This is a genomic window from Pseudoalteromonas sp. XMcav2-N, assembly GCF_024124545.1.
In the GTDB taxonomy this organism is placed as follows: Bacteria; Pseudomonadota; Gammaproteobacteria; order Enterobacterales; family Alteromonadaceae; genus Pseudoalteromonas.
The window spans coordinates 90942-113819 of sequence record NZ_JAMXSF010000009.1; the positions used below are offsets into that span (position 1 = coordinate 90942).

General features: G+C 50.0%; 19 protein-coding genes. 13 read left to right on the forward strand and 6 right to left on the reverse strand.

The window, feature by feature from the left end; genetic code table 11:
• Window positions 1-7 precede the first annotated feature (7 nt).
• The 5 genes from NH568_RS13410 to NH568_RS13430 all read left to right on the forward strand — a co-directional run bounded on the left by NH568_RS13410 (window position 8) and on the right by NH568_RS13430 (window position 7887).
• On the forward strand, window positions 8-955 hold the full coding sequence (locus tag NH568_RS13410) for an ATP-grasp domain-containing protein (protein WP_253048097.1): 948 nt from the start codon (window positions 8-10) through the stop codon (window positions 953-955).
• A 58-nt stretch (window positions 956-1013) separates the two neighbouring features.
• On the forward strand, window positions 1014-2408 hold the full coding sequence (locus tag NH568_RS13415; RefSeq protein ID WP_253048098.1) for a hypothetical protein: 1395 nt from the start codon (window positions 1014-1016) through the stop codon (window positions 2406-2408).
• Between the two features lie 75 nt (window positions 2409-2483).
• A complete protein-coding gene (locus NH568_RS13420) occupies window positions 2484-5075 on the forward strand; it encodes a M14 family zinc carboxypeptidase (RefSeq protein WP_253048099.1) in 2592 nt (863 codons plus the stop codon).
• A gap of 82 nt (window positions 5076-5157) precedes the next feature.
• Window positions 5158-7632 (forward strand): cation:proton antiporter, encoded by a 2475-nt coding sequence (locus NH568_RS13425; protein ID WP_253048100.1) that lies wholly within the window; start codon window positions 5158-5160, stop codon window positions 7630-7632.
• Between the two features lie 81 nt (window positions 7633-7713).
• Window positions 7714-7887: a hypothetical protein gene (locus tag NH568_RS13430; RefSeq protein WP_171039557.1), complete on the forward strand. Its 174-nt coding sequence runs from the start codon at window positions 7714-7716 to the stop codon at window positions 7885-7887.
• A gap of 60 nt (window positions 7888-7947) precedes the next feature.
• Here the strand turns inward: NH568_RS13430 and NH568_RS13435 are convergent, their stop codons facing one another.
• The 3 genes from NH568_RS13435 to NH568_RS13445 are packed head-to-tail and all read right to left on the reverse strand — an operon-like array spanning window position 7948 to window position 10584.
• Window positions 7948-8442, reverse strand: a complete 495-nt coding sequence (locus NH568_RS13435; RefSeq protein WP_253048101.1) for a DUF3299 domain-containing protein — start codon at window positions 8440-8442, stop codon at window positions 7948-7950.
• Window positions 8443-8452: 10 nt separating this feature from the next.
• Entirely contained in the window at window positions 8453-9901 is a 1449-nt protein-coding gene (locus tag NH568_RS13440; protein ID WP_253048102.1) for an FtsX-like permease family protein, read from the reverse strand.
• Window positions 9898-10584 (reverse strand): ABC transporter ATP-binding protein, encoded by a 687-nt coding sequence (locus NH568_RS13445; RefSeq protein WP_253048103.1) that lies wholly within the window; start codon window positions 10582-10584, stop codon window positions 9898-9900. The genes NH568_RS13440 and NH568_RS13445 overlap by 4 nt, the downstream gene beginning before the upstream one ends.
• Window positions 10585-10779: 195 nt before the next feature.
• On the opposite strand from NH568_RS13445, the gene NH568_RS13450 reads away from it, so the two are divergent.
• The 5 genes from NH568_RS13450 to NH568_RS13470 all read left to right on the forward strand — a co-directional run bounded on the left by NH568_RS13450 (window position 10780) and on the right by NH568_RS13470 (window position 16430).
• Window positions 10780-11883 carry a phosphoribosylaminoimidazolesuccinocarboxamide synthase gene (locus NH568_RS13450; RefSeq protein ID WP_253048104.1) on the forward strand — a complete coding sequence of 368 codons (1104 nt, stop codon included), beginning with the start codon at window positions 10780-10782 and terminating at the stop codon, window positions 11881-11883.
• A 213-nt stretch (window positions 11884-12096) separates the two neighbouring features.
• Complete coding sequence (locus NH568_RS13455; RefSeq protein WP_253048105.1) at window positions 12097-12834, forward strand: methylamine utilization protein; 738 nt, start codon at window positions 12097-12099, stop codon at window positions 12832-12834.
• Entirely contained in the window at window positions 12824-15139 is a 2316-nt protein-coding gene (locus NH568_RS13460) for an EAL domain-containing protein (protein ID WP_253048106.1), read from the forward strand. The genes NH568_RS13455 and NH568_RS13460 overlap by 11 nt, the downstream gene beginning before the upstream one ends.
• A complete protein-coding gene (locus NH568_RS13465) occupies window positions 15126-15968 on the forward strand; it encodes a DUF3034 family protein (RefSeq protein WP_253048107.1) in 843 nt (280 codons plus the stop codon). Before NH568_RS13460 ends, NH568_RS13465 begins: the two co-directional genes overlap by 14 nt.
• A gap of 81 nt (window positions 15969-16049) precedes the next feature.
• Window positions 16050-16430: a group 1 truncated hemoglobin gene (locus NH568_RS13470; protein WP_253048211.1), complete on the forward strand. Its 381-nt coding sequence runs from the start codon at window positions 16050-16052 to the stop codon at window positions 16428-16430.
• On the opposite strand, the gene NH568_RS13475 is transcribed toward NH568_RS13470, so the two are convergent.
• Both NH568_RS13475 and NH568_RS13480 read right to left on the reverse strand, forming a co-directional pair.
• The gene (locus NH568_RS13475) at window positions 16431-17240 is read right to left on the reverse strand and encodes an FkbM family methyltransferase (RefSeq protein WP_253048108.1); all 810 of its coding nucleotides are present in this window, start codon (window positions 17238-17240) and stop codon (window positions 16431-16433) included.
• Between the two features lie 240 nt (window positions 17241-17480).
• Window positions 17481-18494 (reverse strand): glycosyltransferase family 9 protein, encoded by a 1014-nt coding sequence (locus tag NH568_RS13480; RefSeq protein WP_253048109.1) that lies wholly within the window; start codon window positions 18492-18494, stop codon window positions 17481-17483.
• Window positions 18495-18717: 223 nt separating this feature from the next.
• On the opposite strand from NH568_RS13480, the gene NH568_RS13485 reads away from it, so the two are divergent.
• Complete coding sequence (locus NH568_RS13485; protein ID WP_253048110.1) at window positions 18718-19344, forward strand: hypothetical protein; 627 nt, start codon at window positions 18718-18720, stop codon at window positions 19342-19344.
• A gap of 131 nt (window positions 19345-19475) precedes the next feature.
• Window positions 19476-20312: a sulfurtransferase gene (locus NH568_RS13490; protein ID WP_253048111.1), complete on the forward strand. Its 837-nt coding sequence runs from the start codon at window positions 19476-19478 to the stop codon at window positions 20310-20312.
• Here the strand turns inward: NH568_RS13490 and NH568_RS13495 are convergent.
• Entirely contained in the window at window positions 20309-21490 is a 1182-nt protein-coding gene (locus tag NH568_RS13495; RefSeq protein ID WP_253048112.1) for an ROK family transcriptional regulator, read from the reverse strand. The genes NH568_RS13490 and NH568_RS13495 overlap by 4 nt on opposite strands.
• A 295-nt stretch (window positions 21491-21785) precedes the next feature.
• Between NH568_RS13495 and NH568_RS13500 the strand changes: the two genes are divergently transcribed.
• Window positions 21786-22871 (forward strand): substrate-binding domain-containing protein, encoded by a 1086-nt coding sequence (locus NH568_RS13500; RefSeq protein WP_253048113.1) that lies wholly within the window; start codon window positions 21786-21788, stop codon window positions 22869-22871.
• Window positions 22872-22878 lie beyond the last annotated feature (7 nt).

Sequence of the window (22878 nt, forward strand, 5' to 3'; positions counted from 1 at the left end):
ATACTTTATGACACGCTCTGTCGCGGCGCCGCACGTTGGCATCTGGATGTACGAAAATGGTGGAGGGCGCGATATTGAGCAGCGCCTGGTTCACGCGTTGGCTGAACGCGGGATCCAAACCAGTACCGGGCTCAATCTGCGTGACGCCCGGGCGAAAGATGGCCAGATCATCTGCAATGGCGTAGTGATGGAGCAGCTGGATGCGTTTTTGAGCTACAACGCAGGCCAGCAAACTCAGTTCCAGGTGTATCTCTATCAGGCGTTGAGCCAGGCGATCCCGACACTGAATAACTACGAGGCGTTTGCGCTGGCGGAAGACAAATTTCGCACCTCTCACTTGCTCAATAGCCAGAGTATCTGCACGGCGGATTATCGTTTGTGCCACAAGAACGATATGGATGGCCTGAAACAGGCATTGAGAGATTTTGGCGGCAAGCTGATCTACAAGCCCACCGATGGCTGGGGTGGCGTCGGCATTGTCAAAATTGACAGTGAGCAGGCACTGGACATGCTGCTGCCGTTTTTGAGCCGTACCGACTTACGTTACTTCTATGTTGAGCGTTTTATTGACTACGACAACACCGACTACCGCATTGATGTGGTGGATGGCAAGTTTGTCGGTTGCTATGGCCGAAAAGCACCGAAGGATGACTGGAAAACCAATATCACCAGTGGCGGCTCTGTGTTTGTTCGAGAGCCTGACGAGGAGGTGGTTGAGCTGGCGATCCGGGCTGCTAATACCTTAGGGCTGGAGATTGCCGGTGTTGATCTAATCTACGATCGCGAGCGCGAAGAATACGTGGTGCTGGAAGTAAACACCATTCCTGCGTTTGCGACACCTGAACAAGAAGCATTGGGGCTCAATTTTAACCAGGCCAAGATAGATGCCATGGTGGAGCTGATCGAGCGCACAGCGACCCAAAAAAGCGCCCTGCATACGCACAAAGTGGCCTGATGGCCATGCGACCGACTTATTTTACTAACCCATTAATTTTGCCAAGGTGGCCCGAGCAATGACTGCAAAACCCAAACTCCCAAAGATTGGACTTCTGTATCTGGATTATGTCTTACGCTTTTTCGACAAATCCAACTTTAAAGGTTGGCCAGATAAAATCGAAACTGTGGTATATCACTGGGGCAACGACAAAGCGCGTTTTATTGCCGAAGTGAAACAAAAGAAAATCGATGTGCTGATTGGTAATATTCCTGCTACAGCGTATGAGACGTTCCGTGAAATTGCCCGTGCGTTGCCACATGTACGTTTTTTACCCTCGCTGGATAGCCAGTTTTCAAACAAGTCAAAAGAAAACGTGACCCACTTCTGTCGTAAGTACAAGTTGCCGGCGCCACATACCGAAATCTTTTACGTCCCTGAAAAAGCAAAGCGTTATCTCAGTCAGGCCACCTACCCAAAGATCATCAAGCGCTCGTATGGTCCCTCAAATTACGGCGGCTACTTTGTACATAAAGTGGATAATTACGACGAAGCAATGGCACTCCTGACGGAGAAAAAATACTACCCGGCTTATGTACAAGACTTTGTGCCTATGGAAGCAGACATTCGTGTCATGCTGGTAGGCCATAAGCCGGTATGCGCTTTTTGGCGTCGTCCACCGGAAGGTGAGTGGCTGACCAATACCAGCCAGGGTGGCAGCATGGATTATCAGGCAGTACCAAAATCAGTGCTTAAGCTGGCCACTGCTGCTTCGAAAGCGGCGAATGCGGAATACTGGGCGTGCGATATTGCGCTGGGCAAAGATGGCAAGCTACGCATTTTGGAGTGTGCCACGGCATTTGCTGCGTTCCCATATATTCGAGATTGGATAGGCCAGTATCTGATGTGGCTGCTCTCTGATGGCCATTTCCGTAAGCCGAGCATCCCGCTGTACAACTGGGAGGAGCTGGGCAAAATCGATTCACGTTTGCTGCGTACTATGCGTCATATTGGGTTTTCCAGCTATACGCCAAGTCAGGACTGTGGCGAGACCTTCCACGGTATGGATGAACAACAGTTTCCAATTCTCGATACCCAATATCAGCGTGTCGAAGAGTGGCCCAGTGAGATCTGGAATCTGCAAGACAACTTCGTGCTGCAAGCCAAATCGGCACAAGCCAAAGCTCTGCAACCCATTCCGGGCAGCGATGAGCAGGCGGGTATGGCGCTCAACAGCTATCCGGCCCCGATGTTTGATGATGCCCAGATCCGGGAGATCCTGGCGCAGGTGAAAGGGATCGGCGACAAGATGATCGACGAGATCATGGCCACCTTTGGTGCACATGGTGTGGTTGAAGCCCTGAATACCGAGCCACAGCAGTTATGTGTCGTAAAAAACCTGAAGGATAAGAAACTGGAGAAGATTGTTGCTCACTGGCAACAGGTGATGCCCGCCGGGCTGACCACACATTAGTGCTTTCTGGCTGTACCGGATCAGCTAGTCTGATCCGGGTTATGGCATGTCTTTTTATGCAACTGAGCAACCGCTATGAAAATCCAATATGCGTCCTATCAGGACACCATAGAGTTCCTGCAAAGCGCCATGAGCGCACATCCCCATTTGATCCGTTTACAAAGCATAGGTGAGACCTGGGAAGGTCGACCGATCATGCTGGTGACCATTTCCCTGGATGTGACCTATGCCGATGATAAACCGGCCTTACTGTATACTGGGTCCATTCATGCGCGGGAATGGATTGGCAACGAACTAGCGGTGAAGTTTGTTCAGTATGTGATTGATAACTATCGTTTCAATCCTAAGCTACAACATGCATTGACCCGTAACACCCTGTACATGGTGCCTTGTCTGAACCCCGATGGCTTTGAGTATTCCCGCAATCATTTTTCGTTCTGGCGCAAAAATCGGCGTAACAACGGCGATGGTACCTTTGGGGTGGACTTGAACCGTAACTTTGATGCCAAATTTATGCGCAATCAGAATACCGGCTCGAATACCTATGGCGGTCCTCATGCCTTTTCTGAGCCGGAAACCTGTGCCATTCGCGATTTTGTGGAAAGTCATGAGAATATCCGCATTGCACTGGATTATCACTCTCAGGGTAACGTGTTTTTCCCCGCCCATAAGTTTAATCATGAGGTCGAGATCGAAGGCACGGATCTGAATGTGCTGTGCGCTAACATGAACCACGAGATCAAAAAGGTCACGGGACGTCAGTATGGGATCCACCGTGGCAAGCCGCCGGCTCAGTTGATCCACGGCAGTGGCCGCGAGTATTATTATCGCAAAGGGATCATCGCCACTGTGGTGGAAGTGGGTACGCGAAACATTCCGGATTATATGAAAAACATGTCCGAGAGTGTCGCCGAGAATATTCCCGCCGTACAATATGCACTGAGTGAAGCGATTAACTATTCGCCGCTGGCGCCTAAGCGGGTTGAAGGGTTCACCATCAAATCCGTGGCCCATGACAGTGTCGAGCTGGAGTGGCAGTATGAAGATCGGGATGACATCTACTTTGAAGTCTATCGCAGTCAGCACAACAAAAACCCTTGCGGCGAAGAAACTCTGGTGGCGATCACCAAAACACTGGGCTTTATCGATCGCCAGCTGCAAAGCGGACACAGCTATTTTTATAACATTCGCGCCGTCGATAAAGTCACTAAAATAAAATCCCCGTTCAGCCCGGAATTGCGCCTGAAAACCCGCCTGGGCCGGACCGAAAGCGCCCGTACCTTGTTCCCTTCTCGCGAAACTGTGGGTTATTTATCGCAAAACAATCAGGCCAAGAACAAGGAGCATTTTGGTTATAACTCCATGTTTATCGGCGTCGATAAAAAGCGTGGGATCAGCATGGGCGTGGTGCAGTTTGATCTCAGCAGTATTGTGGAAGGCTCGCAGATCTTAAGCGCCCAGTTCTTTATCTATCCAATGAACCGGGTGGCCGCCAAAATTGAAAAATATGGCGAGTGGTCGGTGGCGATTCTCGATGCCGATCAGGTTGAGGACATCTATGACTACAGCAGTATTGCCGATGCTAAGCCATTGCATACGCTGGGACAAACCATAGAATCCGACAAGCTCACCCAGGGGATCTGGATGAAATGGCTGTTTAACGGGGTTGAGCGCAGCCTGCTGGCCAAGTTGCTCAAGCAGAAGCGCTTACTGCTGCGCTTACAGGGACCCAAGAAATTGCCACTGGGCAAAGACTCTCAGGTGATGCAATTCGATATTGGCTACGGCTCGTTTGGCAGTGGTCTGCACTATCGGCCCAACCTGGAGCTGGTCTATCAGCTACCCGAGCAACAGCTCGCCCTGAGCCCGCTGTCCTGCAATACCATTTACAAAGACAAAGTAGTGGCCGACAAGCTGGCATCGGGATTCGATTCCGAAGGCGATATTGTTTACGGACAAATGGCGTTTGATCTGAATGTGGATTTGCCCGTTGATCGTACCGTATTTACCAATGCCTGCCTTACTGTGCGCTGTTGTAATTCCATTGCATCTGCACGGGATGTGCGTTTTACCATCGAGCTGGTGGAGCTCAGAGATGTGGACTACCAGCATGTTAAACAGCGCCAGAAGATTGAATATATCGGCTATGAGGTCAGTAATGAGCAACTCAGAGAGCGTGCTGAACATCACTTTATTTTCGACAGCTACAGCTTGCAGGAGCTGGAACGTCTGCATCAGGCACAGACGCCATTTTACTTTATTATTCGTGCCACCGCGGAGTCGCAGGCTACCGATGCACTGGTAAACTGGACCAACTGTCAGGACCAGCAGCCGGCACAGCTGAAGATCGATTATATCGAGCGCCGTAAACATCCGGTGGCTGCGCCCCATAACCTGCAAACTCAGGTCGAAAATGGCGTGGTTAAGCTGACCTGGGACAATGAAGAAGACGAGGATCTGGTCGGCTTCTTTGTGGTGCGTAACCGTTTTCATCCGCCGCGCTCGCCGTTTGATGGGGTGAAGTTGTACGGTGGTCGGGACAATTATACGCTGGATAACTTTGGTACGCCGGATATTGCGAAGTATTATGCGGTATTTAGCTATGATGATGTGCCCAATTACTCGCAGCCAGTGACGATTTACTACGCGGGCAAAACTGAGGGCTGAGTTTTTTGACCATAAACTAACAGGGCCAGCCTGAGTGAACTAAGCTTTAACCATTCTGAACGCGGTGGTTAAGGCGACAGGTATGCAGTTTGAATCTGGCATTCTGGTCCTGGTGTTTTTGATCCTGGCCCTGTTTATCGGGGCGCTGACTCGCCATGCCCTGAAAAATACCCAAATCCCTTATACTGTAGCGCTGCTGGTCATAGGGATCTGTATCGGGCTGGCGCAGCGGGGTGAGGCATTCACTGGTGATATGCAGATGGTCGGCGATACCCTGACGCTGGTGGCTGACATCGACCCGCATCTGTTCCTCTTTCTATTTTTACCTACTCTGATCTTCGAAAGCGCGTTTGCCATGGAAGTGCATTTATTCCGGCGCATGTTTACGCAAATTGCCATTCTGGCGGTGCCAGGTCTGATGCTGGCCATTTGGCTGACTGCTGAGTTATTGCATGTGAGCGTGCCTGAACACTGGCAGTGGAGCTGGGCCATGTGCCTGATGTTTGGTGCCCTGATCAGTGCCACCGATCCGGTGGCTGTGGTGGCTTTACTGAAAGAAGTGAGCTCGCGCAAACGTCTAGAAACCCTGATTGAGGGCGAGTCTTTGCTTAATGATGGGACCGCCATTGTGTTTTTCAGCTTGTTTTATGTCTGGGTACTGGCCAGCAGTGGTGGTGAAGGCGCGGCGATGGCCTCGCCCTGGCAAGCGGTAGGCCAGTTTGCCGGGGTCGTCTTGGTGGGGCTGGCGATAGGGCTGGTGTTGGGCGGATTATGTATTATGTGGATCGATCGGGTGTTTAACGATCCCATGATAGAGATCACTCTGACCATAGCAGCGGCGTACTCGGCCTTTTTTATTTCCGAGTCGTTCCATGTATCCGGAGTGGTGGCAGTGGTGACGCTGGCGCTGGTACTGGCCAGTGTCGGGCGGACCCGGATAAGCCCGGAGGTTGCCGGATTTTTACATCATTTCTGGGAAATGATGGCGCATATTGCCAACACCTGTATTTTCCTCCTGGTGGGGATCCTGGTGGCCATTCGGGTGCCCCTGGACGACCTTCAGGCATGGCAGACGCTGGGTATCTTGTACGCGGGGATCATGCTGATCCGGGGGACTTCCATCACAGTGTTCACACCTTTGTTAAGCCGTATAGGCGTGGGCATTACCTTTGAAAAAGCCAGTGTATTATGCTGGGGGGGTCTGCGTGGCGCAGTCTCATTAGCGCTGGCCCTGACCGTGGCTGCCAGCGAGGCGATCCCAAAGGAGGTAAGCGATCGCATGTTGTTTTTATGTGCCGGGATTGTGGTACTGACGATTTTAATTAACGGCGGCACTATGGGCATGCTGCTGAAGTTTCTGCGTCTCGATAGCCTGCCTCCGGCTAAACAGGCTACGGTGGACAAAGCCAATCAGCAGGTCGCCAATACCCTGCAAACCATGTTGCCGACCATGATGAACAGCCCGTTTTTACTGGGCGCTGACTGGCAACAGGTGAAAGCACAGGTCAAGCTGGGCGCGATGGCACAGTCAGACGCCGCAACACCAATAGATAAGGACGATCTCAATACCGCTTTTTTACGTCGTCTGCTGGAGACGGAACGAAAACACTACTGGACACAGTTTGAGCAAGGGACCCTGGGTAAGCGAGCAACCAACTTGCTGGTTGAAGCTGTGGAGCAGGCACTGGATGGCGAGCCCTGCATTGGGCCGCGCGATACTCTGTTTGCGACCTGGCAAGTACCGGGTTGGCTTGAACGACTGCGTGGCAGTGCCTGGTTAGAGCGGGCGTTATTGAGATTGTACTTTGAGCGTCTGGTGGTGGGGTACGATGTGGCACGGGGTTTTATTCAGGCGCAGGAAGCACTGGAAAGTCACATTGATACCTTATCGCCAAACACACAAATAGCGGATCAGGTGCGTAAGCAGGTTGAGGGTAATATTGCTCAGACCATAGCGCGCATCAATGATCTTCAGGAGACGTTTCCGGATATCGTTCAGGCACTGCAATCCCAGGCGGCTACCCGATTGCTGCTTAACCGGGAGCGTGCGGTGATTAATGAGCAACTAAAGCTGGCAGTGCTCGATAAACCCGAAGCCAGTCGTTTGCTGGAAAGTGTCGAAAAGCGTATGGCGGCACTGCAAAAAGTGTCCATTTTTCGCCAGACCGAGGCGGCGCAGCTGGATCAGCAGATCCCCTGGCTGCATGGCGTAACACACACCACCCGGGAGCAAATAAGCAGCTGCCAGGAGCGGGGCATTTATGACGCCGGGCAGGCTTTGATCAAGCGGGGTAAGCCGCTGAATAAACTGGGGGTCATTTATCGAGGGAGCGTACGAGAAGTCGGCGCTGGCACTGACGGAAGTAGTCAGGCTGTGGTTCGGGGGCCGGGTGAGGCCCTGGGGGTTACGGCCTTGCTGACAGGCACTTCGGCGCTGGATTATCTGGCAGAAACGCCCTGTGAAGTGATGTGGATCCCAGTTGATAAGCTGAAGTTACTGATGCAGGACGACCCCGCGCTGATGCGTATACTTTGCCAACAGCTGGCGCAGGGCTAGCTTTGCATCTGGTTGAAATATATGCAATGGTGGTTAAGTGCCTACGAGCACACACTACAGATACCAATAAGGAAATAAACTATGAAACTACAGTTAAACAAAAAATCGATAAAGCAGCTTGGCAAACCGGCACGTACGCTTGCTGGTGGCGAAACACCTCAGATTGCGGGTGGTGCATATCGTACCGCATGGTCCACCTGTAACACGGCAATCGACCAGTGCGATACTTTCCATTTCAGAAGTTGCCTTTGCTAAAGGCTGATTGGTATTACCTGTGGCTCAGTTCTGAGCCACTTTCTGATAAATGGCCAGGGCTTACAGCTCAAATGGTGCGACGCCAACCGCGTCCATTTGATATCCAGTTTGTGCCAGGTCACCTTTCCAGGTTGCAACTTTCATAGTGCCAGTCACGGTAATGGCATCATACAGGCTGTCGATGGGCACGCCGTTCTTGATTTTAACGTGGACAATCTGATTGGGTGGCGGCGGTGGCACGTGGATACAAGCGCCAAAGTAGGGCACCAGCAGGAATTCGGTGATCACTTCACTGTCGCCTTCCAGCGGTACCACAAACCCGGGTAAGCTCACTTGTTTGCCATCCAGGCTTTTGACCACGGGCGCATCCAGATCTGGCTGTACCCAGTTTTGCTGATCGCCATCGTGGCTGGCTGAGGCATCCTGATCGCTGAGTTCATAGCCTTTTGGTAGCAGGTCATCCCAGAAAATTTCTTTCGGGGGTCCAGCCTGAACTTGTACTGAAATTAGCAATAGCGCAGTGTATAGCCAGAAAAAAGTGCGTATTGGTGTCATTCAAAACCTCTTATAGCTTAATGCTCATGCCATCGCTGAGCGAATAGAAATAGGCCCGGGTTGCAGGCAATATGCCCATCAAAGTGCCGGCCGCCATGATAACGCCGATCAACATCAGTTCATAGTGACTGAGCAGTGAAATACTCAGACTGATCCCAAACTGACTTTGCAGTGTGCCCTGAGCCAGGGCGATCAGCGCGTAAAACAGGGCAATGCCCAGTGCGCAACCGGCGGCTGTGATCAAGATGGCCTCGCTGCTCATGAGTGTAAAAATATGCCGGGGTCTGGCGCCAACAGAGCGCAAAATGGCCAGCTCACGGCGACGCTGGTTGAGGGTTGCCAGTAACGTAGTGAGCATACCCAGCAGGCTGATGAGTACCACTACGCCTGAGAACAGCAACAGGATCTTCTCTACCAGGCCTAACATACGCCACAGCTCACGTAGTGTGACACCGGGCATGATGGCCAGCAGTGGCTCCGCTTTGTAATTATTGATGTTTCGACGGATCTGCAAGGTATAGAGCGGTGAATCCAGCCCCATCAGAAATGCGGTGATCTGTTTTGGCTCGCCGATCAGGTCGCCATGCAAATGTGCGGGTGCTGGTACGGCGACCGCGACGGTGTCGGGCTGCTCATGACCGTGGTTATGCTCGTCTGTATGGCCATGATCGTCATTATGTCCATGCTCATCCGCATGGTCATGGCTGCCATTGTGCTTATGCTCATCCGCATGGCCGTGGTCATGACTGTGATTGTGTTCATGCGTATCATCATGATCAGTGGACTGTTTAGGCTTACCTATCATGCGGGGCGCTGATTTAGGCTGGCTATGCATGGCCTCAATGGCTGCCAGTGGCACGTGTACGGTTTTGTCGACGGGTGTACCGGTAGGCGCCAGGATCCCCACTATGGTCATCGGATTATCGTCGTGATGGTGGAAGCTGGTATTACCCATACCATGTGAGATCACAATTTGCTGGCCAAGCCGATAATGCATTTTGCTGGCAACCTCGCTCCCCAGTACCACTTCCTGCGCATTAACAAACGCGCGGCCGGCGGCAAAGGCCAGGTTTTGTTTTTTGCCATAGCGAAAGTGTGTAAAGTACGCGCTGTCGGTGCCCAGCACTGCGTGGCCTTTATGGCTGTCGCCTAAGCTGATGGGAATGGCCCAGCTTACGCCGCGCTGAGCCTTGATATCCTGATAGCTTGCCCAGCTGACGCTGTTATTGGCATGGCCGATACGAAATACACTGGAAAGCAGGAGCTGAATATCACCGCTGCGTGCGCCGACAATCAGATCGGTACCCGACACGGTATTGCTGAAACTGCTTTTGGCTTCCTGACGCACCCGCTCAATGGAAAGCAGCAACATCACACTGATGGCAATGGTAAACAGGGTCAGCAGTACACTGGCCTTGCGATTGAGCATACTTTTGGTTGCTAACGTGACTAACCTCATTGATTCACCTCGTTTATTTCAACCAGACTCAATTGTTTATCAAATAAAGGCGCCAGGCTATTGTCATGGCTGACAAATAGGATAGTGGCACCATACTGGCTGGCTTGCTGGAACAGCAGCTCAATAAAGGTATTGCGATTGTCGGCATCCAGTGCCGAGGTGGGTTCATCTGCGATTATCAGTTCCGGCTGACCGATAAACGCCCGGGCAGCTGCGACTCGCTGTTGCTGGCCTATACTCAGCTGCGACACTGAACGCGACATAATCTCGGGGCTCAGGCCGAGCGCGTGTAGCAGCTGTTGGGCTTGCTGGGTCAGTGTGTTACCAGAAGCACTGACTCGCTGAGTGCGGAGTTTAGAAAAATTGCACCCCAGCATCACATTCTCAATTGGGCTGAGATAGGGCAGCAAATTAAAATTCTGAAATATGGTGCCGATGTGATCGGCTCTGAATTTGTCTCTGGCGGCATCGCTGAGGTTTGCCAGATCAGTATCCAGTAATCGGATATGTCCAGACTCAGGCTTGCTTATACCGCTGAGCAACCCCAGTAAAGTGGATTTTCCGCTGCCGCTTGGGCCATGTAAAAACACCCGCTCACCAGCGGCTACCTCAAGTTTAGGTATGTTGAGTGTGGCGTCTGTCTGGCCTGGCCAGCGAAATATCAGGTTATTAATTTCTAGCATAGTCTCACATCAATGGCGGATCACACCCGCATCATAAAATACTTGTGCCTCAAGCTAAACCTGCCTGCGGCATATCGCCGATCAGTGCGGTAAAGCAATTGTGATTTAGCGGCTGCTCGACTATCATACACCGCTCTAACCCCCTCTGTATTTTGCGTCCTTTAGCAAGACGCAGCCGTTCTCTATGGAGATACAATGAGTAGCTACAAAGTTCTAGACGTCAATGACGATCTACCCATTCGCACCAAAGGTGCTGTGCACAGTGGTAAAGTACGTTCAGTTTATTGGTTAACCGACCAGGACAGCGCCCGTTTAATTGAAGAAAAAGGCTATGATGTTCCAACCGGAACTGAGCTGGCGATCATGGTGATCTCGGATCGCATCTCCGCATTTGATTGCATCTGGCAGGGCGAAAACGGCCTCAATGGTGTGCCGGGTAAAGGTATCGCACTAAACAGTGTGGCCGCCCATTGGTTTAAGTTGTTTGATGAAGCCGGACTGGCCGGCAATCACATCGTGGATATTCCACACCCTTACGTGTGGATCGTGCGTAAAGCCAGCACAGTGCGCGTCGAAGCCATTGCCCGTCAGTATATCACTGGCAGCATGTGGCGCGATTACAGCAAAGGTGTACGCGAGTTCTGTGGCATCAATCTGCCAGAAGGCCTTACGGCCCATCAAAAGCTGGATGAGGTATTGATCACCCCGTCAACCAAAGGGATCATTCGTGGTTTAGCAGATGTACCGGAAGTGGACGACGTGAACATCACCCGTCGCAATATCACAGATAATCTGGATGCGTTCAACTTTAAGTCTGAAGACGATGTCGCACTCTATGAAAAGCTGCTGAGCGAAGGCTTTGCGCTCATCTCTAAAGAGTTGGCTCAGCTGGACCAGATTTTTGTTGATACCAAATTTGAATTTGGTTACGTGGAAGACAAAGATGGCACCGAACGCCTGATCTACATTGACGAAGTAGGAACACCGGATTCATCGCGGATCTGGGATGGCCCGGCCTACCGCGACGGTAACATTGTCGAGAACTCAAAAGAGGGCTTCCGCCAGCTGCTGATCAACAATGTTCCTGACAGCGATGTTCTGCTGAACAAAGACCGCATGGATGAGCGTGAGCAGCTGGCTGCCAGTTACAAACTGCCAGAGCAGGTAATGATGTCTGTATCTGATACCTATGTCGGCATTGCCAGCAAAATAGTTGGTCGGCAGTTAAGCATACCTCAAAGCCCGCGTGACGAAGTGATTGCGGTGTTAGATAAAGAGTATGCTCTGATCGACGCCTGAGTCACCTGATACGACTCTTCTGAAAAAGCGGCCCGGTGCCGCTTTTTCATTTTGACGTACCAAGCACTTTCAAGCCAGAGCTAAAAACATACCCTTGGCGCCGATTTTCCTGCGTGTTTACGTATTATCTGAACGTGAATTCGTGTTAGTCCTTGCTTTTCTTTTCAGCGTCACTTTTACTTAAGAGTATGCAAGTGGCTCAGGCAAATATCCATGAACGTCAGCGGGCATAACCCGGTAAGGATCGCACAAGGGCGTCTGAACGTGATCAGACGAACCGTAGGGGGCGTATGGGCTGCATTCAGCATGACCCTGTTTGGTTGCTGTGCGGTGGTTCTTATGACTGGCGTTGCCTATGGAGCCGAGAGTGGTAACGGTAGCGGGTACACCCTTCAATTACGCGACCAGCATGGTGCTCCATTGCCCGATGTAGTAGTCGAGGTTATTGCCCCTCTGCGTGCAGGCTCTGTGCAGCAGATAGCGATAATGGATCAGATTGATAAACAGTTTCATCCTCGGCTGCTTACCATTATGCAAGGCCAGGCGGTCAGCTTTCCAAACAGCGATGATATTCGCCATCATGTATATTCCTTCTCTGATACTAAACGATTTGAACTCAAATTGTATGCCGGCACCCCCATTCAACCGATACGATTTGAACAATCTGGTGTCGTTGTTTTAGGATGTAATATTCATGATTCAATGGTCGGCTATATCTATGTTTCTAAATCAAAAGATGTGCTTACAACAAATCAGCAGGGAACTGTGCAAATACCAGCATACGCCCAGCAAGTAGCCATCTGGCACGCACTGCAAACACAGGATATCGACACTCGCAGGGTAGTGGCGGTGGCAGAATTACAACAATCCGGGTCTGTTATTGTAGAGATACAGGCACCGGCACCCAGAAACACATTCTCTGAGATGTTTAAGGAGCATCATGGGCACTAGTTTTAAAAATCGCATTATCGCGCTGTGCGTCGGGTTAGTGCTGTTAACAGCCATAGCCAGTTTGGCCAGCTTTTGGTGGTCCACCAGCCAGTTTAATGAACGCAAAGTGCAGCAGGATATACAGGTAGCACAAAATGTCTATCAGCAGTACCTGAGTGCAAAAGAGCGCTTACTGGTCACAGCTGCGACTGTGCTGACACAGGATTTTGGCTTTAAACAGGCCGTTGCAACCCGGGATGCCCCCACCATAGAAAGCGTGTTGTTTAATCACAGTCAGCGAATTGATGCTGACTTGATGCTATTGCTGGATGTCAGAGGGCAGCTGATTTCCGCTAATCAGGCAGAAATTGAATTGGCTGAAGATTTGCGCCCGCTGCTCAGAGAGCTGTTGAATCACACAGAACAGTCGGCCTTTGTTAGCCTCGACAAACAGTTGTATCAAGCCATTATTCTTCCGGTTAAGGCGCCCAGGACCATTGCCTTTGCCATCGTTGGTTTTGCGGTAGATACAGAGGTCGCAAGACAGCTGCGTGAACTGACTGGCATGGAGATGAGTTTTATCGGCCATGGTGAGCAGATCAAGGCCAGTTCTTTGAGTTTACCGGACTCACAGGATCTGTTTGCTTATTTACACGAGCAAAAAATAACCCGGTGGTTGAGTGAGTTTCCGATTTATATCAATGCCGAAGTGGCCTTGCCTGCGCTCAGCTCTTCGCCGGTGAGCCTGGTATTGAGTGCCGATATGACCAAAGACTATCAGGAGTTTGATCAGCTGGTGCTGACTATCATCTTGTCGTCGTGTGTGACTATGCTGTTTGGCTTTGTGGCCAGTGGCTTTTTGGCCCGCAATCTGGCAACTCCCTTGCAGCAGTTGACTGTGATGGCGCGCCGCTTTGCCCTGGGAGATTATGAAGCGACTGTACATGAGTCTCGGCCTACCAAAGAGATTTGCCAGCTGGTGGATGCCTTTCATGAAATGGGCGACGACATTCAGGCGCGGGAAAAGCAAATTCGCTATCAGGCCAGTCATGACGGTCTGACGCGTTTTTACAACCGGGCTGCGGCTATGGAGAAACTCACTCGGTTGTTGCAAGATGGTCGTGTTTATTACCTGCTGGTTGTGGACATTAAAGGCCTCAGGCACATTAACGATAAACTGGGACCGCGCGTTGGGGATAGCTGTATTCAGGCCGTTGCACAGCGCATTGAACAGATAGGTGCCAGTTTTGAAGGGCTCAATGCCCGTCTGGGAGGCGATGAGTTTTTAACTGTGCTGGCAGCCAAAGAAGACAGCTCCATGGAGGGCTGTGTTGCGGGGTTTTTAAGTGCGCTTAACCAGCCATATCAGGTACAAAAACTGGAGATCAACCTGCGATTTAGCGTGGGCGTCGTGCATTACCCTGAGCAGGCAGACGATCCTGAAGATCTCGTGCGACGGGCACTGATTGCAGCCGATAATGCCGCACAGCAGGGCAATAACTCGGTTTATTTCTATCAGACTGGTGAAGACGAAGCGTATCTTGAACGCTTGCTGATCATCGATGAACTAAAAGCCGCATTGCAAAGTGATGATGGCCAGTTGTTTATGACTTATCAGCCCAAGCTGAACATGCACAGTCAGCAGGTCGATAAGGTTGAATCACTGATCCGCTGGCAACGGCGCAATGGAGAATGGGTCTCGCCTGAGTTCTTCATTGATCTGGCTGAGCAGTCCGGCTTGATTGTTGAGCTGACTCAGTGGGTGCTTAAAACCGTAGTGGCTCAGGTGGCCAACTGGGTTGAACAGGGGATCACCATGAAGGCAGCCATCAATGTGTCGGCGCAGGATATTGCCGATCCCGACTTTGTGCCGCACCTGGAAGCCATGTTAGACCGCTATCAAATATTTCCATCGCTGATCACCATAGAGCTGACCGAGCGGGACATGATAGAAAATGAAGAAAAAGGTATAGCTGCGCTTAAAGTACTCAAAGAAATTGGTGTACATATATCTCTGGACGATTACGGGGTAGGGCAAACCTCGCTGGGCCGCTTAAAAATGCTGCCCATTGATGAACTTAAGCTGGATAAAGTGTTTATTCTGAAACTTGCTGAAACCCATCAGGATCAATGTATTGTGCGCTCCACCATCAGTCTGGGTCATCAGCTGGGTTTCTCTGTGGTGGCCGAAGGCGTAGAAGACAAAGCCTCTTTGGAGCTGCTTAAAGAAATGGGGTGTGATTACGCGCAGGGTTACTATCTGAGTAAGCCATTAAAAGCGGATCTACTGACTCAATGGCTTGGCCAATATCATGAAGCAGGCTGAGTCGTGGCTGCTTTTGCTGACCAGTTGTGTGCTGTGTGTGAGTACACACAGTATCGCAGGATCCGGTAAGTTACTGGCCACACCGGGCGTTTCTCAGGTAGAAGGAAGCGCTGGGGGTGGGATCGTGCCCTGGGCACAACTTGCAGGTTATGCCAGCGAAGTTCAGTGGAGTCTTGGGGGATTTTGCAGCCGTGCCAGCGTCGACGACTATCGCCTCGATGTGTGTGGCATTCAGGCTAACCTGTTTGATCGAGTCGAGCTGAGTTATGCCGAGCAAACCTTTGCGGTGCCAGCACTCAATACAGATATTGAACAGTCGGTAAGTGGTGTTAAAGTGCGCCTGTATGGGGATATCGTTTACAGTACCTGGCCACAATTAAGCCTGGGCCTGCAACACAAGTCGTTAAAAGACGATGCGGTTGCCGCTTTACTGGGCGCGGAAGATGACAGCGGCACCGATATTTATTTAGCTGCCAGCAAGCTGCATCTGGGCATGCTTGGCGGCTATAACGCATTTTGGAATATCACGGCGCGTCATACGAAGGCCAATCAGTTGGGTCTGCTGGGTTTCGGTGGTCAGCACGGCAGTGAACGCATTTACCTTGAAGCCAGTACGGCCATTTTTCTTAGCCAGCACCTGGCTTTGGGCTACGAATATCGTGAAAAGCCTGACAACCTCGGATTGGGCGAGCAACAGTGGCAGGATGTGTTTGTTGCCTGGTTTATCAATAAGCAGGTCAATATCACCGCAGCCTGGTTGGATTTGGGCAGTATCGCAGGTCAGCCGGGTCAAACCGGTTGGTATGTGTCTGTTACCGGATACTTTTAAGGGATTAGGGTGAATAATAAAGCACATCACATGACCCGCAACCTTGTAGCCAGTCTGATAGTCTTGCTAGCCTGCGTCTGGATGGGTGGCTGCCAGTCCGCTGCCCGGCCGACTCTGTATCAAAAAATTGGCGGTGAGGCCGGTCTGGAGCGACTGGTTGATCTATTTATTCAGGAAATAGGACGGGATAAAGCCATTCTGCCTTACTTTGCTAAGGCCAATGTAAGCCGCTTTCGTCAGGGGTTTATTACTCACCTGTGTGATACCCTCGACGGCCCCTGCGATTATCAGGGGGATTCTATGATACAGATTCACACCGGCATGCAGATCACCGAAGCCGACTTTAACCGGGTCGTTGAGCTATTGATTAACGCCATGACCGAAGCGGGCATTGACCACACCACGCAAAACCAGATCCTCGCCAGACTGGCACCGTTGCGCGGTGTGGTGATAAAGATGTGATCACTCAAACGCCAATGAGTAATCCGGTTTTTTCGGGTTGTTTGGAAAGTCTAGTCCTTCAACCGGGTAAGAGAGTTGGGAAACCGTCGCATCAGGCGCCAAAGCTTTATTGATAAATGTAATTTCAACAGTTTCAGGGAAATCAATCGAGTCTGCGTATTTACCATAGTTGTTACCATGAATATGAACAACATGAAAATGCGCTTTTATCAATTCAATAAAGTGGTTAAAGTCAGCGGTCTGCGTGTCCAGGTGATGAAACTCTGCGGCAACGACATTGATCCTGTCGGCATGTTTACACAGGTCATCGATAACCTGGTATTCAGCCCCTTCGATATCCATTTTAAGAAAAATGATGTCATCTTTCGCCCCACAATGCTGGTTGATTAATTCATCCAGGCTGATATCCAATTGATCTGAAGCCTTACTGACACGGCGTTGTAAATGGCAGTTTTTGCCGCGGAAAAAGCTGTAAAAAAACACACAGTTTAATAAACGCGTCCAGTACTTCTGGCGTTTGTCATGGCGAAACAACAATGTATTGATCAGAGACTTGAGGCTATTTTGCAGGGTTTTTCGAACGATAAAGCCAAGCCCGACGGTATAGTCTACCCCCACAACCCGGCAATCTGGATTGAGCGCCTGAAATTCTTTGTCAAACCGCCAGTCATCATTGATACCCAGCGAGAGCAAAACATCAGTTTCTTCTATATGGCTTTTGGGCACGATGTATCCACCATCAAAGTGGTTACCCATACGGATTAAGTCTGGACAGTGATTTGGGCGCAGGGCGTGTTTGTTGATTTTCATGTAGATATTCCGGCAGTTTATTATTATTTGTTCGACTTTACGTTCCGGCATTAGTAGAACATTTTTTTTCGTTAAAGTTCACTTATATTTTAATTGTTTTAATTATTTGTGCTCGGTGTGCGTTGGTAACACGCGTCTATTCCTGGCTGTGATACGTGTTTTTGTACAAGATTTTGGTTTTTCTTATTTTTATTTCTGTTTCACCGCCATGAGGAGTGGCGGTGAAGGAGACGGGTTGTGTTAGGTTTTAGTGTGAGCGAGTAGCGCAATATACTGGTGCGCAATCATTTCTGGGCTTATGTCATTGATGATCTCATGTTCTTTCAAGCTGGTTGATGGGCTTTCCAATGCCATAAGGTTTTTTTGTAGTGGCCTTACGATAGACCAGGGGGAGGTACCTAGCCCTACTAAGGCCAGGCAAGGTACATTACAGGCTGCTGCAATATGCATCGGGCCAGAGTCTATGGAAATCATAGTGTCCATAGCGGCGATTGTATCAACTAGTTCCCCAAGCGTGGTCTTGCCAGCCATGTTAGTTACAGAAATCTTATTTTGTGTTAACGCCTGACATAAACGGACTGCGTCTTCTGACTCGGATGGATCCCCCACAATAAAAAAATGGGTCTCTGTCGATTTTGCTATACGGGTGAGGGCATCCACACTTTTTGCTATGTCATAGTGTCGGGTTCCTTTGTTCTTGCCACCTATGTAGACCGCTGTTCTGTGCACGTGCTCCGGTAACTTAGTGGTGCGTGGTAACAAGGTGGGTAACTCAAAGTGAGAAAAAGGGCGATTGTGAACGTCATTCACCAGACGGCAATACCGATGAATATAATGATGGCATTCGTTGAGTTTTAGCGCATGGCTGAGTAGTGGTTTACGGCCGTTCTGTGCATAACCAACAATCAGATTTATACGAGCCAGTTTAGCGAGTAGTGCTTCACGTATTGAACCTCTGAACAACACTGCCAAAGCATAATTGTTCTTTCTCAGTGTACGTGCAAAAGAAAACATACCTTGCTTGTGTTCTTTGCAATAGCGGTTATCCGCAATCAACTCAATGTTGTAATGTGCTGCACGCTCAAGTACTTCAAGCATGTAGGGGCGTGCCAGTAGATGTATAGGATGCTCGGGATATAGAGATCTGAGCATAGCAATTGCTGGCAAAGTATTGATGGCATCACCGATAAATTTAGGCAAAACCACCAGGATTGGGCCACGTACATTGTCTTGTGTGATTGTTTTCGAGGACATAACGTTACAAATAATCGACGGAATTCGTCGAGTATAACCTGTCTAAAAAGGGAGGTCATCACTGTGTGTTTTTGGGTGTAGAAGTGTTTTGTTATTAGGTAGGTAGTGGAGTTGCTACGAGTTTGCAGTAATAGAGTGAGTATTCGCAAAAATAAGTCGAGCTCAGTGTGATAATTGGGTACAATTAGGGTTTTGATTTTTAAGGGAAAAAGGCGATTTATTTATGAACAAGTACATGCTCGGCTGTGCTTCATTATTACTCTGCAACGCTTCAGTGGTAGCACATCAGGTAGATTACAACTACATAGAGCTTGGCCATAAAACCTTTGACTTTACAGATGATTCATCGGGGTTCTCGTTTGCTGCTGTGGGTCGGAATGATAGTATTTATTGGGAAGCACAAGTTGACAGGACCAAAGATGAGTCGGGTTATCACGTAGAAGGTGAATTCAACGAATCGGCACAGACAATCAAGCATTTGCGTTTGGGAGTGGGTCAGGTTGTTGATCTCAGCAATCGCTCAGCCGTTGATTTTGGTATTCAGTTAGGGCGTTATACGTTTGAGCACAGTCTGAAATACAAAAACGCATTCAGAAGCGTCAGTAACGTGTGGCATGATCATGCAGATATTTATGGCGCTCGTGTTCAGTATCAACGTGTGTTTGCAGAAAAATGGGAAGCCAAACTGGGTATTGGCTTTGAGCATATTTCAGGAGAAGGAGCTGATGACAACGCGTTTTTTCTTGCCGGTTTAGGTTATCGCTTTAACTCGAACTTGGCGTCGAATTTGGTTTATCGCGACGCGGGTGATTATACGTCGACCACGCTGAGCCTTAGGTTTGCTTTCTAATCAACAGGCCCCTACAAAGTGATGTCCCAGAGTCAGAATTTAACTGACTCTGTACAATATCCAATTGTTTCTGCCATATTTCCCATCTAGTATTAGTGGCATACTAAAACAGTCAATACAATTCATTCAAAATGAAAAACATCAAAAGCTGTCACTGGTTACTAAAGAACCTCGACCGAGTTGTGGTACTCGATTGCGGCATGCTCAAACCCGGGGCAACAGGAAAGTATCAGCCTGCGGGGATCATCGCGGGTGCAAAACGGTTTAATATCAGCCAGACGTTTAGTGATCCCGATGGCAGGTTTCCCAGCACTATGTGCAGTGCTGAGCAATTTCAGCATGAGGCTAGGTTGTTGGGGATCAACCAGCGGGATACCGTGATTGTTTATGATAACTTTGGCTTGTTTAGCGCGGCCCGTGCCTGGTGGATGTTTAAGGCCATGGGGTTTGAGCAGGTTTATGTGCTGGATGGGGGCCTGGTCAAATGGCTGGAACTGGGTTTGCCCGTGGCGCCAGACTATGCACAGAGCCCACAGTCTGGAGAGTTTGTTGCTCAGCCTCAGGCTGGCTATTTTATAGATAAACAGGCGGTACTGGCAGCAATAGACGATCCCAGTGTTTTATTGCTGGATGCCCGCAGCCCGGCAAGATTCAGTGGTCAGGAAAGTGAACCCAGAGAGGGGATGCGTAGCGGACATATTCCGGGCAGTGCCAATGTCCATTATGCCAGCGTACTTGATGACAGCGGCTTGTTAAAGTCCAGGACGCAGTTAAGAGCGCTACTGAGCGACGCGGGTGTCACTCATCAGGCCTTGCAGTTTAGCTGTGGCTCCGGGATCACTGCCTGTATTCTGGCCATGATTGCTGATGAATGCGGGTTCCATCCATTGTCTGTATATGACGCGTCCTGGAGCGAATGGGGGCAAGATTCGGAGGTACCGGTTGCGACACTTGCCCCTGAGAGTTAGTAAACCAGTTCCTGAAGCTCACTGGGCAGGCACAGGGCTGGAAAATACAAGGTTTGCATATTTTTGGCGCTGAGTGCGCTGTGTAGTGGTAGGGTCGCTACTCCTTTAAGCGCAATATTTGCCACATCTGGGGTTTTGACCAGGCGTACTACCTGCCGCTCACCAAACTGCGCAATGGATGGGATAAACGGGCGCAGTTCTGATGTCAGTTTATCCAACAGCCAGTCATTAATGTCTCCTCCTAAAATAATAGTCTGAGTATTCAATAACGACTCTATGCTGTGAATGGCGATCCGCATCGGTTCCGCGGCTTGCTCAAGCCAGCGGTCGATCACTGGGTGTTCCTGTAGCTGGTGGTGTAGCTCTTCTGTGGAACAACCCGGTCGTCCCAGGTGTTGTTTCAATGCATTGAGTGAGGCAAAGTCATTCAGTCTGCCTAATTCTGCGGTATCATCATCGGTTTCGGGTGTCACAAACAAGTCACCTAAGGCGCCTGTAAGGCCATTTTGTCCGAGCAGTATCCGACGGTCGTACACCACCGCAGATTCAACCTGATTACCCAAATGTACGTATACAAAGCTATCGAGCAGCCGGGCTTCGCCAAACAGCATCTGAAAGCTGGCACAGGCGGATGCGGTGGTTTCGAGCGCAACCGGAACCGCCAGTGTATCGGCAAGCAGCTGCTGTAATTGTCGATTGTGAGCAAAGATCTCGACACCTTTAAGATGACTCAGTTGCACCGACAACCCGCAGCCAAGCACCTGAGACACGGTCAGGCTGGCCACTGTCAGCAGGGTATCAATCAGATATTTGACTTTCTCGAGTGGTGTATCGTTTGTGTCTAGTCGGGTATGCAGCCGGTTTAGCAGTTCACCGTTGAGGTAAAACAAGCCAACTTCCAGCTCACTATCGACAATCCGTACGGCCAGGGTATACGCCGCCTTCTTATTCAGAACCAGCATTTTTGAGGGTTTACCTGCCCCTTCAGATTTCTTTATGCCGGTTTCTTCGACAAGCTGAACGCTCAGTAATTCTTCGACCATATTGGTAATGGTTTGTTTGGTCAATTGTGTATTGCGGGCAATCTCTACACGGGAGATCGGCCCCTGCGTGACAATCTGAGCGAGTACAAGACGCAAATTTATCGATTTATTCTGTTTTGCGTTGGAGCCTTTCAATGTGTTCGCCTTACTATTTGAATCTGATTACGGGGTTCTAAACATCATACAACCCCTGTTAATGTGTCATATGTACCTGCTTATACAACACATTCTCCTTGAACTAAGCCGATCATCTTACTCGATCATGATGCTAAACCGAATAAAAAATAATTAGTCAAACTATTTGACATAAGCGGTTTGTTGGCTGAATATGACTATAAATACAACAAAACAGATCCTAAATGCCAGTATTAAAAAGGCAGTTAGGATATTCGCGAGTGCGAATTTTAATAATCAACAGCAGGATCTACCTATGTCTACAGGAACTCAGATAAAGGGCCATCGTAGCCGGGCGTGGTTGAGCGGGATGTTTGCCGCTGCTGCACTGTGCGCAACGTCGATGAGCTGGGCAACGCAAAGTATCGACTGGAGCAAAGCGGCAAAATCCAGTGATATTCACCTGAGCGAACAGCAGAGCCAGGCAATTAAATCAAAAGATTTGACTGCTGCACTGGTATGGCATGGCGCCAGCCCCTGGGTGGCTGCGGTATCACGTGGTGCGCGTGCTGAATTTGAAAAGTTAGGCATTAAAGTGGTGGCAGCAACCGACGCCCAGTTTGATCCTGCCAAGCAAGTGGCTGATCTCGAAAATATTGCGGCATTAAACCCCGACATCATTTTGTCACTGAGTGTAGATGGCGTAAGTACGAAACAAAGCTATGCGAAAGCCATTGAGCGGGGCGCCAAACTGGTGCTGCTCAGCAACCCCATCCCCGGATTTGAGCAGGGCAAAGATTTTGTCGGCATTGTAACCGATGACATGTTCGGTATGGGTAAGGCGGCAGCTGACCTGACGGCCAGTGCGCTGGATAACAAAGGTAAAATTGGCATGATCTATCATGATGCCAGCTATTTTATCACCAACAACCGCGATAATGCCTACCGCACAGGGCTCAAAGCCTACCCTGAACTCGACGTGATCATCGAGAAGGGGTTTATCAAAGAGCATGAGACAAGCAATGTGGCTGCTGCCATGGTGTTACAGCATCCTGAGCTGGAGGCGATTTATGTTTCCTGGGATGCTGCCGCTGAAGGCGTTGTCGAAGCACTGCGCTCTTTGGGTCGGCGCGATATAAAAGTGATCACCCATGACTTAGGGGTCAATAATCTGCTGGATATGGCTATGAATGGCAACGTGCACGGCACCATTTCGGATCGCCCATTTGATATCGGCCAGACCATGGCCAGGCTGGGTGCGGCTGCAACGCTGGGTTTACCAGCACCGCACTTTACTCTGGTGCCGTTTGATACGGTGAAACGAGACAATATTGCTGAGATCTGGCAGCGCGCGTTCCAGTCGCCTCTGCCCAGACTCCTGAATTTAGCGTTAAAACAATAAGGAATAC

Excerpts from the sequence above, each read along its gene's own strand:
- NH568_RS13470 (WP_253048211.1), top strand. The coding sequence starts at position 16,050 with ATGGGTGGCTGCCAGTCCGCTGCCCGGCCGACTCTGTATCAAAAAATT.
- NH568_RS13435 (WP_253048101.1), bottom strand. The coding sequence starts at position 8,442 with ATGACACCAATACGCACTTTTTTCTGGCTATACACTGCGCTATTGCTA.
- NH568_RS13460 (WP_253048106.1), top strand. The coding sequence starts at position 12,824 with ATGGGCACTAGTTTTAAAAATCGCATTATCGCGCTGTGCGTCGGGTTA.
- NH568_RS13465 (WP_253048107.1), top strand. The coding sequence starts at position 15,126 with ATGAAGCAGGCTGAGTCGTGGCTGCTTTTGCTGACCAGTTGTGTGCTG.
- NH568_RS13430 (WP_171039557.1), top strand. The coding sequence starts at position 7,714 with ATGAAACTACAGTTAAACAAAAAATCGATAAAGCAGCTTGGCAAACCG.
- NH568_RS13485 (WP_253048110.1), top strand. The coding sequence starts at position 18,718 with ATGAACAAGTACATGCTCGGCTGTGCTTCATTATTACTCTGCAACGCT.
- NH568_RS13440 (WP_253048102.1), bottom strand. The coding sequence starts at position 9,901 with ATGAGGTTAGTCACGTTAGCAACCAAAAGTATGCTCAATCGCAAGGCC.
- NH568_RS13420 (WP_253048099.1), top strand. The coding sequence starts at position 2,484 with ATGAAAATCCAATATGCGTCCTATCAGGACACCATAGAGTTCCTGCAA.
- NH568_RS13500 (WP_253048113.1), top strand. The coding sequence starts at position 21,786 with ATGTCTACAGGAACTCAGATAAAGGGCCATCGTAGCCGGGCGTGGTTG.
- NH568_RS13475 (WP_253048108.1), bottom strand. The coding sequence starts at position 17,240 with ATGAAAATCAACAAACACGCCCTGCGCCCAAATCACTGTCCAGACTTA.
- NH568_RS13445 (WP_253048103.1), bottom strand. The coding sequence starts at position 10,584 with ATGCTAGAAATTAATAACCTGATATTTCGCTGGCCAGGCCAGACAGAC.
- NH568_RS13425 (WP_253048100.1), top strand. The coding sequence starts at position 5,158 with ATGCAGTTTGAATCTGGCATTCTGGTCCTGGTGTTTTTGATCCTGGCC.
- NH568_RS13410 (WP_253048097.1), top strand. The coding sequence starts at position 8 with ATGACACGCTCTGTCGCGGCGCCGCACGTTGGCATCTGGATGTACGAA.
- NH568_RS13480 (WP_253048109.1), bottom strand. The coding sequence starts at position 18,494 with ATGTCCTCGAAAACAATCACACAAGACAATGTACGTGGCCCAATCCTG.
- NH568_RS13415 (WP_253048098.1), top strand. The coding sequence starts at position 1,014 with ATGACTGCAAAACCCAAACTCCCAAAGATTGGACTTCTGTATCTGGAT.
- NH568_RS13490 (WP_253048111.1), top strand. The coding sequence starts at position 19,476 with ATGAAAAACATCAAAAGCTGTCACTGGTTACTAAAGAACCTCGACCGA.
- NH568_RS13455 (WP_253048105.1), top strand. The coding sequence starts at position 12,097 with ATGAACGTCAGCGGGCATAACCCGGTAAGGATCGCACAAGGGCGTCTG.
- NH568_RS13450 (WP_253048104.1), top strand. The coding sequence starts at position 10,780 with ATGAGTAGCTACAAAGTTCTAGACGTCAATGACGATCTACCCATTCGC.